We start from the raw sequence: 9,191 nt of genomic DNA, 5'->3' as shown, positions 1-9,191 counted from the left end.
GCATGCCGCAAACTTTCTTGCCGTTTATCAGGATATCATTCGGCCATTTCAGCTCGGTCATTATGCCGGTGGTATCTTGTATAGCGAAGCTGATTGCCAGTGAAGCGGCCATTATCAGGCGTGAAATCTCAGTCTGACTGGGACGCAGTATAAACGACATATATATATTACCCTGAGGCGATACCCATAGTCTTTTCAGCCTGCCATGTCCATCAGTCTGCCTTTCAGTTATTATTACAGTACCGTCACCCGCACCCTTGCGGGCCATCTCCATAGCTACTATCTGGGTAGATGCGGTTTCCGGCAAATATATTATTTCCCTGCCCATGAAACAAGTGCGCAGGTTATTTTGTATATCATTTAGGGAAATACAAGCTGTATTCATATATTTCTCCATATAACCTTAAGTATCTGGACTTTATAGCCGAGACCGTTATATTATACAACAACAGGCACATCGGGGGAGTAAACTGCTATGCCGTCCAACCCTCTGGAAGAATATAATCGCAAGCGTAATTTTGCTCAAACTGCCGAACCATCAGGAGTAAAAAGCGTACCCTCTGACAAGCCCGTATTTGTTATTCAAAAACATCTTGCCAGCCATCTGCATTATGATTTCAGATTGGAAATTGATGGGGTATTAAAATCATGGGCTATTCCCAAAGGACCTTCTGCCAATCCCAAAGAGAAACGATTGGCGGTTGCTACCGAAGACCACCCTATGCAGTACGCATCTTTTGAAGGGGTAATACCCGAAGGGGAATATGGTGCGGGCAAAGTGATAGTGTGGGACAAAGGCACTTTTGGCAACCTGAAGGAGGGTAAAACACTGGCTGAGTCTTATGATACAGGGCATTTGGTTATAAACCTTCAGGGTAAAAAACTGAAAGGCGGATATTCGCTTTTACGGACCAAAATGGGCTGGCTGATGGTGAAGATGGAAGATGCATTTGCTGACCGTTTGTCAGATATACTTAACGAACAACCGGCTTCGGTAATAACTGGTAAACTGGTAGAAGAAATTATTTAATACAGACTAAGTGTCTGCATATACCGGGGAGTAAACTGATGTACGTAGTAGAAACACACGGCATATCCAAAATATATGGACGCAACGTTATAGTAGATAATCTATCCCTTAGCCTTGAGCAAGGGCAGATTATGGGGCTGATTGGACCTAACGGGGCAGGCAAAACTACAACTCTGCGCATGATGATGGATATTATCAAGCCTGACAGCGGGAAAGTGCTTATACTGGGTGAGCAAATGAATGCTGATGCCCAGAATCATATCGGTTATCTGCCTGAAGAACGGGGTCTTTACCGCAAACAGAAAATCATAGATTCTCTGGTATATCTGGCCAGTCTTAAAGGCATGAACCCTGTCGTTGCCAGAACCAGAGCTATGGAGTTATTGGAAAAAGTGGGTCTTTCAGCCCATGCCGAAAAAAAGGTGGAACAGCTTTCGCATGGCATGGGGCAACTGGTACAGCTGGTCTCCACCATTATCCATGACCCAGTTCTAATGATAATAGACGAGCCTTTTAACGGGCTGGATCCGGTAAATGTCCAACTGGTAAAAGACCTGATGCTGGAACTGCGTAGCCAAAACAAATCACTTATCCTTTCTACTCACCGTATGAATGAAGTAGAGGAAATGTGTGACCGTATTTGCATGCTCAACAAAGGCCAGCAGGTGCTGTACGGCAATCTGCTTGATATTAAAAACCGCTATCGCAGCAATACGCTTGAGGTAGATTATGAAGGCGAGTTTCCTCCCCTATCTAACGTCAGTGATACCAAAGCGGCAAACGGCAAAGCCCATATTATATTAAACGGGAGCACTACTGCCCAAGATGTGCTGGTGCAACTGGTTAAAAGCGGGCTGGTTATACACCGCTTTGAAATAGCTACCCCTACTTTAAATGATATTTTTATCAGCATTGCAGGTAAGAAAAATGTCTAAATACCGTATTGTTTTAAAGCACGAATTTATGTCAACCTTAAAACGCAAAGGCTTTTTGATAACTTCACTGGCTTTGCCGGTGCTGGGTTTGCTGGGTATTCTGGTGGGTATGGTAGTGCAGAACATAAACGCAAAACCTGATACCAACGAACCTCTGCAAATAGGGTATGTGGATCAGGTGGGGGTTTTCAGTGGTTACCAAGAACAACCCGGTGTTGTGTTGATTCCTTTTGCTGACTCGCAGACAGCTGTTGATAATATGCTAAGCGGTGAGCTGGACGAATTTCTTATTATACCTGCGGATTATATAAATACGGGTATAATTCAGCGTTTTACCCTGAAAGCTGAAATCTCCCCCGGCGGGGATACTTCTTATGCTATATCCAGCTTTCTTACCTCCAATCTTTTGGGCGGAAAGGTGGATGCTGATATTCTTAGCCGGGTACAAAACCCGTTTGCTCTGATAAATACCGTTATAGATGAGTCCGGTCAACCGGCACCCGGTCAGGGCGGAATTCCCAATTATATTGTTTCATACTTGTTCGGCATACTTTTGCTTTTAGCTATATTTACTGCCTCAGGTTATTTACTGCAAGGTCTGAGCGAGGAAAAAGAAAACCGTATTATGGAGGTACTGCTTTCCTCTGTCACTACCCGTGAACTTATGACGGGCAAAATAGTCGGCTTGGGTTTGGCAGGACTGATTCAGGTTGCCTTCTGGCTGGTTTGTGCGTGGGGGCTGGTCAAATTTGCCACTAAAACCTTTGGTGATATACTGGGTGCTTTGTCTATACAGGCGGATATGATAGTAGTCTGTCTGGTTTTCTTTATACTTGGTTACTTCCTGTACTCCATTCTTATGGCGGCTATCGGTGCCATAACCCCTAATGTGCGTGACGGACAGCAGCTATCGGTTATTGTTACCATGTCTGCCGCTTTCCCCTTTTACCTTATGCCGTTTATCTTAAACGGAGGAGACAATCTCCTGAATAAAGTGCTTTCACTTTTCCCGCTTACCTCACCCCTTACTATTATTATGCGTATGGGTACAGGTATACCTGTATGGGAAATTATTCTGGCGGCTATTCTTTTAAGTCTTACTATATGGCTGTTTTTCGGACTGGCCGCCAAATTATTCAGGGTGTTTTTGCTTATGTATGGCAAAACCCCCAGCATAAAAGAAATAATGCACTTAATCAGGCAAACTTAGTCTTGGCATAACGGGTAGTTTTATACAGATTTTCGGTTAGGATATTTGAGTGATACAAATGCCATTATTTGTACTCATGGTTTGTCCGGAAAGCTGCCAAGCCCTTTACTATTCAGCCAAATTGCTCTAAAATAGCCTCAAAACTTGCGGGTGTAACTCAGCGGTAGAGTGCTTGCTTCCCAAGTAAGACGTCGCGGGTTCGAATCCCGTCACCCGCTCCATAACAAATTTAGAAAGAGGTGCTGCGTGGGAACTGCAATTGATTATCAGAAGCAAATGACCGAAATAGTGTATGTGAACCTGCCAGGGCCTGAAGAACCTCAACCAGGCATGACCGGCGGGGAACTCCTCCATGGTTTTTTGGCTGAACTTAACAGGGCTCCTTCGGCTGAAACGAGGGCTTTCGTAAGCACATTAGCCGCCAAATGGAATATTCATTACCGCAATAACAGCGGGCGTTAATATCCCCCTTGCACTTATCCCGACAAGGGGGTAAAAGAGGTGCGACATGGGTGTAGCAATTGAATACCAGAAAATAATGACCGAGATTGTGTATGTCAATCTTCCCGGTCCCGAAGAGCCTATGCCCGGTATGACAGGCGGGGAACTCCTTCATGGTTTCTTGGCGGAGCTTAACCGTGCAGTTTCACCTGAAAGCCGGGCATATGTTGCTTCTCTGGCTGCCAAGTGGAATATCCATTACCGTAATGTTCCTTCCAGATAAGCCCTTTTTTAATAAGTAAACCCGGTAAATTGTCGCTTTGAAATGCGTCTGTAGTTAGTATTGTCAAGGCGCTCACAATAGCTGTTCTTCAAGACCGTTTCAGAAAACACGATATTTGCGGTAAAGACGGCTATTTGTCTATATATTCAAAGTTAAGCCTCGCTATCCATAAGTCTTTTTATTTTATAGGCAGTTTCAAGTATATTTGCCTGTTTGACCTTACTTCCGGCTTGTCATTTTGGTGCAGCATAAAAATTGGTTGACAAAAGCACTTTTCTGAAATAACCTTTTTAGATAACCAAAAAGGTGAAATTGCTTGAAAGAAATTTTGCACTATGCCTGGATAGAAATTATCCGCCGTCCTGCCCGCAGCATTGGCAATATGCTGGGATACAGTCTGGCACTGGCTATTGCGATAGTTTTATTTTCTGTCCTCAGTTTTTCTCAGGACGCTTCCGCCAGTGTACTAAATTCCACCGGTACTCATTTCATAACTTATTTGCCGCAGTGCAATTCAGAGGCCTGTGCTGTAGATTTGAAAGATCCGCTTCATGAAGGTTTTATAGCCAACAATACCCTTTCAAAAGTGCTTTCGGCTGATATTGTCAGCCAGATAACTGCACTGGATACGGTGAAAGATGCTTCGCCTTTTATACTATTCCGCTTTTATGACAAAATTACCGATACATATACTCTGGTTGCTGGGTTTGATCCTTTAAATACAACAGCTGTTAAAACCAATTGTTGTTCCTCAGAGGATATTATAACAGGTGAATTCCTTAAACCCACTGATACCGGTCTGGTAATGCTGGAGGAATCATTTGCTTTAGCCGAAACCCTTCCGGTTGGCTTCCGCGTGGATATAGGCGGCCAGAGTTTCAGGGTGGGCGGTATTATAAATGCCGGGGTGCGCCCCGGTAAAGCTGACATCTATATGCCCATAACAGAGCTTCGCAATCTTATAAATACCCGTCTTAATACCGCACTGCCCCCGGATGCAACCAACATAATATTGGTGGAATCTAATGGAGCGAATGTGCATTACCAAGCTATAGACCAGGTCAAAGAAATAATGGGTGACCGCAGTTTGGTTTCCACCTATGCTTGCTCAAAACCTGCCTCTACTGCCATGGGTATAGGCGAGAACGGCATTTGGCTGGTTTCGGGGATTCTCCTGATAAGTGTAATTGCTTTGGCCTTGAAATCCGAATATTCTGCTGTACTGGAACGGCGGCGGGATATCGGTATCCTGAAAGCGATAGGCCTTAGTGACAGCACTATTCTTTGGCAGATAGTAAGCCAATCAGTTATACAGGCAGTTATCGGAGCTGTAGCAGGTATTTTGCTGGGAGTTGTACTTATATATACGATACCCTTTGCCAGTATCAGCGGAATCAGCAGTCAGGATACACTGGGAGTGGATTGGATAGTAACACTGAGTGCCTTTGGGCTGGCAGTGACAGGCGGAATAGCAGCCGGGATAATTCCGGCTTTAAGTGCAGCTTCCATGCGTCCGGCTGAAAGCCTGAGGGGATTATAAAATGAAAAAATCCCGTCTTGAAGCTATTAATATCAGCCGCTCTTTTCAAAAAGGCACCCAGTCCATACCTGTTTTAAAGGAAATAAATCTGAGGGCAGAGCCGGGTGAAGTGGTGGTTATCCGGGGTAAAAGCGGCGCAGGCAAATCAGTGCTTCTCTGGATACTTTCCGGGCTGGACAATCCGGATTCAGGGCGGGTGGTTTTTGACGGGCTGGAATTAAACTCACTTGGCAACTCTCAGCGGGCTGAACTCCGCCGCAGCCGTTTGGGTATTATCTTCCAGAATTTCAATCTGATTGGTTCGTGGACTGCATATGAAAATGTGGAAATCGCCCTACGCAATTCGAAGCTTTCGCCACTTGAGAAATCAAAGCGAATTAACCGGATATTGTCTGAACTGGGGCTTTCTGACAGGCTTCAAAACCTGCCCGCTGAATTGAGTATAGGCCAACAGCAAAGGGTAGCAATTGCCCGAACACTGGCAACCAACCCTGAACTTATACTGGCAGACGAACCCACCGGTGATGTAGACCCTGAAACAGGGGCCGAAATAATCGAGATGCTGCTGACACCTGTTAAGGCAGGTAAAACAGGGCTGATAGTCGCCACCCACGGGAATTTCCCTCTGGAAATAGCTACGCGGGTATATACCCTTGATAACGGCGTTCTGATACCATTTAAGCTTGCCAGTACACCCCATCTCCAATCCTGATATAATATCCTCATGACTCAAAACAGCCTTGCTTTGTATATGCATTTCCCTTTTTGCCTGAAAAAATGCGGATACTGCTCGTTTATTTCTTATCCGGACAAACTGGAAAGTGTGCCGGATTATGTAAACTGCCTTAAGAAAGAAATCAAACTACGGGCAGAGGGGCTTTGCTTGCACAGCCTTTATTTTGGCGGAGGGACGCCCAGCCTTTTATCACCTTCGCAGGTGGCAGATATCATGAGTAGTATACAAACAGTATCGCATCTGTTACCCGGTACAGAGATTACATTTGAAGCTAATCCGGGTACTCTTAGCCTGCCCTATCTTGAGCAGTTAAGCGGGCTCGGCATCAACCGTTTGAGCTTGGGCATCCAAAGTTTTTCAGATGCAGAGCTGACAATGCTGGGCCGTTTGCATGACGCTCAACAAGCACGGCATATATACAAACAGGCCAGAACCGCCGGTTTTGACAATATAAATCTTGATCTTATTTATGGTTTACCCCATTCCACCCTGCTTTCTTTTAAAGCCAATCTGAGTGAAATGCTGAAACTTGAGCCGGAACACATTTCACTTTACGGTCTCACTCTGGAGGAAGACACCCCCATGTATCTTCAGGTGCAAAAAGGATTATTGCCCTTTATGGATTCCGAAATTGCGGCTGACCAGTATCAGCTGGCTGAAGAAATGCTGGAGAGTGCCGGCTACCATCACTATGAGATTTCCAACTGGGCTAAACAGGGATATGAGAGCCATCATAACCTTACTTACTGGCAAAACAGGCCTTATCTGGGTTTGGGTGTGGCTGGGCATTCCTTTTTTCAGAATTGGCGTACAGCCAATACCATAGACCTTGATGAATATTTACTTTGCTGGCAAAATAATTCCACGCAGGCACCGTCTGAAAATATAAATGTAGATTTAGCTAATCAGCTGGCTGAAACTATAATATTGGGGCTTAGGCTGGATAAGGGTGTAAGCGCTGAAGATATTGAAGCCCGTTTCGGGACGTGTGTGATGGATATGTATTATCCCCAGATTCAAGAATGTGTTGAATTGGGGCTTTTGGAAGAGCATGATGGCTGTATCCGCCTGACCCCCAGAGGCAGGTTGCTCTCTAACGAGGTATTCTGGCGTTTCTTGCCTTAAAGATTAAAATACGCTAATTTATATATTCGGTAGTATATAAGCCTAAAGTTAAAAGTTGGTGATATGAGTCAATCCAGTGTAAGAAATTTCTGCATTATTGCCCATATAGATCATGGCAAGTCCACTCTGGCTGACCGCCTGATAGAAATGACAGGCACTCTTCGCCACGATGAAATGTGCGAACAGGTCATGGATAGTATGGAACTTGAACGTGAGCGTGGCATAACCATAAAAGCCAAAGCTATCCGTCTGCGGTATATCTCAAAAGACAAACAGGAATACCGCCTGAATCTTATAGATACTCCCGGACATGTGGATTTCTCCTATGAAGTTTCACGGACTATCGCTGCCTGCGAAGGGGCAATACTCGTTATAGACGCTACCCAGGGTATCCAAGCCCAAACTCTGGCAAATGTTTACCTGGCCATAGAATATAATCTGGAAATTATTCCGGTTATCAATAAGATAGACCTGCCGGGGGCTGATATCCCGAGGGTAATGGGTGAAATCAAAAGCGTACTAGGTTATGATGAAGATTCCGTACTGCAAATCAGCGCCAAACTGGGGCTGGGTGTACCGGAATTGCTGGAAGCCATTGTCAACAAAGTGCCTGCCCCCAAAGGAAACGCAAACCAGCCTCTGCGGGCGCTTATATTTGATTCCCATTATGACCCGTATAAAGGGGTGGTAGCCTATCTGCGGGTGGCAGACGGTAATATAAACAAGGGCGATGACCTGCGTCTTATGGGGCAAGGTACGGAATTTCGGGTACTTGAAGCGGGATATTTCGCCCCTGCCCAAGTAGCCGCATTAAGGCTGGATGTGGGTGATGTAGGCTATATAGCTACCGGGCTTAAATCCGTAGGTGAATGCCGGGTGGGTGATACGGTTACTCTGCAACACGGTGGTGCAATCCAGCCACTTATCGGTTATCATCCGGCCAAAGCCATGGTTTTTGCAGGTATTTATCCAACCCAGACAGATGACTATCACGAACTGCGTGAAGCTATGGAAAAGCTGAGTCTGAATGATGCTTCACTATCTTCCGAACCGGAATCCAGCCCCCTTTTGGGTCACGGCTTTCGCTGCGGGTTTTTAGGCCTGCTGCATCTGGATATTATAGTGGAAAGATTGGAACGTGAGTTTAATCTTTCACTGGTAGTAACTTCTCCCGGCGTCAGCCTGACAGTCACCCGTATCGGAGGTGAAGCTTTTACCGTAGTAAATCCGAATGAGATGCCTCTCCCCCATGAAATTGCTCGTATTGAAGAACCGTGGGTTTCAGTGGTTATCATCACTCCTTCAAAATACATTGGCACAGTCATGGATTTAGTCAGAGAGAACTACGGCGTATACAAAAATACCGAATATCTGGGGCAACTGGCCATGAGTGAGCTTGGGCAACGGGTACAGCTTCATTATGATATGCCATTGCGTTCCATACTCACTACTTTTCATGACCAGCTGAAAAGCCGCACTCAGGGTTATGCCTCACTGGACTATGAATTTATTGGATATCGTGATGCCAATCTTTCAAAAATAGATGTGCTGGTAAATGATGTTCCGGTAGATGCTTTCAGCCGCATTATTCCTCCGGATAAAGCCCATGAAATAGGAGAGGCACTGGTAAAAAAACTGAAGGAAATGATACCCAGACAGCTTTATCAGGTCACTCTTCAGGCGGCTATCGGCAGCAAGATTGTGGCACGGGCTGACATATCTGCCAAGCGTAAAGACGTAATCGCCAAGTGTTACGGCGGTGATATTACCCGTAAACGCAAACTTCTGGATAAGCAGAAGGAAGGCAAGAAGAAAATGCGCCAAATAGGCAAAGTAGAAGTCCCCAAAGAAGCCTTTTTAAGTGTCCTAAAACTCCAGTAAATTGTCTTTT

At 45.3% G+C, this 9,191-nt stretch carries 10 protein-coding genes and 1 tRNA gene; 10 read left to right on the top strand and 1 reads right to left on the bottom strand.

The genetic code is table 11. The features are described from left to right. The coding region (locus WC259_RS06330) for a biotin--[acetyl-CoA-carboxylase] ligase (protein ID WP_372643653.1) at positions 1–385 on the bottom strand (385 nt) is incomplete at its 3' end. Between the two features lie 90 nt (positions 386–475). On the opposite strand from WC259_RS06330, the gene WC259_RS06325 reads away from it, so the two are divergent. The 10 genes from WC259_RS06325 to lepA all read left to right on the top strand — a co-directional run bounded on the left by WC259_RS06325 (position 476) and on the right by lepA (position 9,181). Further along, positions 476–1,030 (top strand): DNA polymerase ligase N-terminal domain-containing protein, encoded by a 555-nt coding sequence (locus tag WC259_RS06325; RefSeq protein ID WP_011309328.1) that lies wholly within the window; start codon positions 476–478, stop codon positions 1,028–1,030. Between the two features lie 38 nt (positions 1,031–1,068). Further along, complete coding sequence (locus WC259_RS06320; RefSeq protein WP_011929083.1) at positions 1,069–1,965, top strand: ABC transporter ATP-binding protein; 897 nt, start codon at positions 1,069–1,071, stop codon at positions 1,963–1,965. Then, positions 1,958–3,175 (top strand): ABC transporter permease, encoded by a 1,218-nt coding sequence (locus tag WC259_RS06315; protein WP_012984304.1) that lies wholly within the window; start codon positions 1,958–1,960, stop codon positions 3,173–3,175. Before WC259_RS06320 ends, WC259_RS06315 begins: the two co-directional genes overlap by 8 nt. A 146-nt stretch (positions 3,176–3,321) precedes the next feature. Then, positions 3,322–3,396: transfer RNA gene (locus WC259_RS06310), tRNA-Gly, on the top strand. A gap of 25 nt (positions 3,397–3,421) precedes the next feature. Continuing rightward, positions 3,422–3,637, top strand: a complete 216-nt coding sequence (locus WC259_RS06305) for a hypothetical protein (protein WP_011929085.1) — start codon at positions 3,422–3,424, stop codon at positions 3,635–3,637. Positions 3,638–3,683: 46 nt separating this feature from the next. Next, a complete protein-coding gene (locus WC259_RS06300; protein ID WP_011309331.1) occupies positions 3,684–3,899 on the top strand; it encodes a hypothetical protein in 216 nt (71 codons plus the stop codon). A gap of 316 nt (positions 3,900–4,215) precedes the next feature. After that, a complete protein-coding gene (locus WC259_RS06295; protein WP_061977262.1) occupies positions 4,216–5,439 on the top strand; it encodes an FtsX-like permease family protein in 1,224 nt (407 codons plus the stop codon). A gap of 1 nt (position 5,440) precedes the next feature. Then, positions 5,441–6,151 carry an ABC transporter ATP-binding protein gene (locus WC259_RS06290; RefSeq protein ID WP_077998090.1) on the top strand — a complete coding sequence of 237 codons (711 nt, stop codon included), beginning with the start codon at positions 5,441–5,443 and terminating at the stop codon, positions 6,149–6,151. 12 nt (positions 6,152–6,163) lie between these two features. After that, entirely contained in the window at positions 6,164–7,300 is a 1,137-nt protein-coding gene (gene hemW, locus WC259_RS06285) for a radical SAM family heme chaperone HemW (protein ID WP_012984307.1), read from the top strand. A gap of 63 nt (positions 7,301–7,363) precedes the next feature. Then, the gene (lepA, locus tag WC259_RS06280) at positions 7,364–9,181 is read left to right on the top strand and encodes a translation elongation factor 4 (RefSeq protein ID WP_011309335.1); all 1,818 of its coding nucleotides are present in this window, start codon (positions 7,364–7,366) and stop codon (positions 9,179–9,181) included. Positions 9,182–9,191 lie beyond the last annotated feature (10 nt).

It is taken from the genome of Dehalococcoides sp., from assembly GCF_041654235.1.
GTDB classification, from domain to species: Bacteria; Chloroflexota; Dehalococcoidia; order Dehalococcoidales; family Dehalococcoidaceae; genus Dehalococcoides; species Dehalococcoides mccartyi_B.
Note: the sequence above shows the minus strand (reverse complement) of the source record. Positions and strands in the feature narration are given on the sequence as shown.

What these genes read in the sequence shown, in the direction of transcription:
- WC259_RS06325 (WP_011309328.1), top strand. Translation starts at nt 476, where the DNA reads ATGCCGTCCAACCCTCTGGAAGAATATAATCGCAAGCGTAATTTTGCT.
- WC259_RS06320 (WP_011929083.1), top strand. Translation starts at nt 1,069, where the DNA reads ATGTACGTAGTAGAAACACACGGCATATCCAAAATATATGGACGCAAC.
- WC259_RS06315 (WP_012984304.1), top strand. Translation starts at nt 1,958, where the DNA reads ATGTCTAAATACCGTATTGTTTTAAAGCACGAATTTATGTCAACCTTA.
- WC259_RS06300 (WP_011309331.1), top strand. Translation starts at nt 3,684, where the DNA reads ATGGGTGTAGCAATTGAATACCAGAAAATAATGACCGAGATTGTGTAT.
- WC259_RS06290 (WP_077998090.1), top strand. Translation starts at nt 5,441, where the DNA reads ATGAAAAAATCCCGTCTTGAAGCTATTAATATCAGCCGCTCTTTTCAA.
- hemW (WP_012984307.1), top strand. Translation starts at nt 6,164, where the DNA reads ATGACTCAAAACAGCCTTGCTTTGTATATGCATTTCCCTTTTTGCCTG.
- lepA (WP_011309335.1), top strand. Translation starts at nt 7,364, where the DNA reads ATGAGTCAATCCAGTGTAAGAAATTTCTGCATTATTGCCCATATAGAT.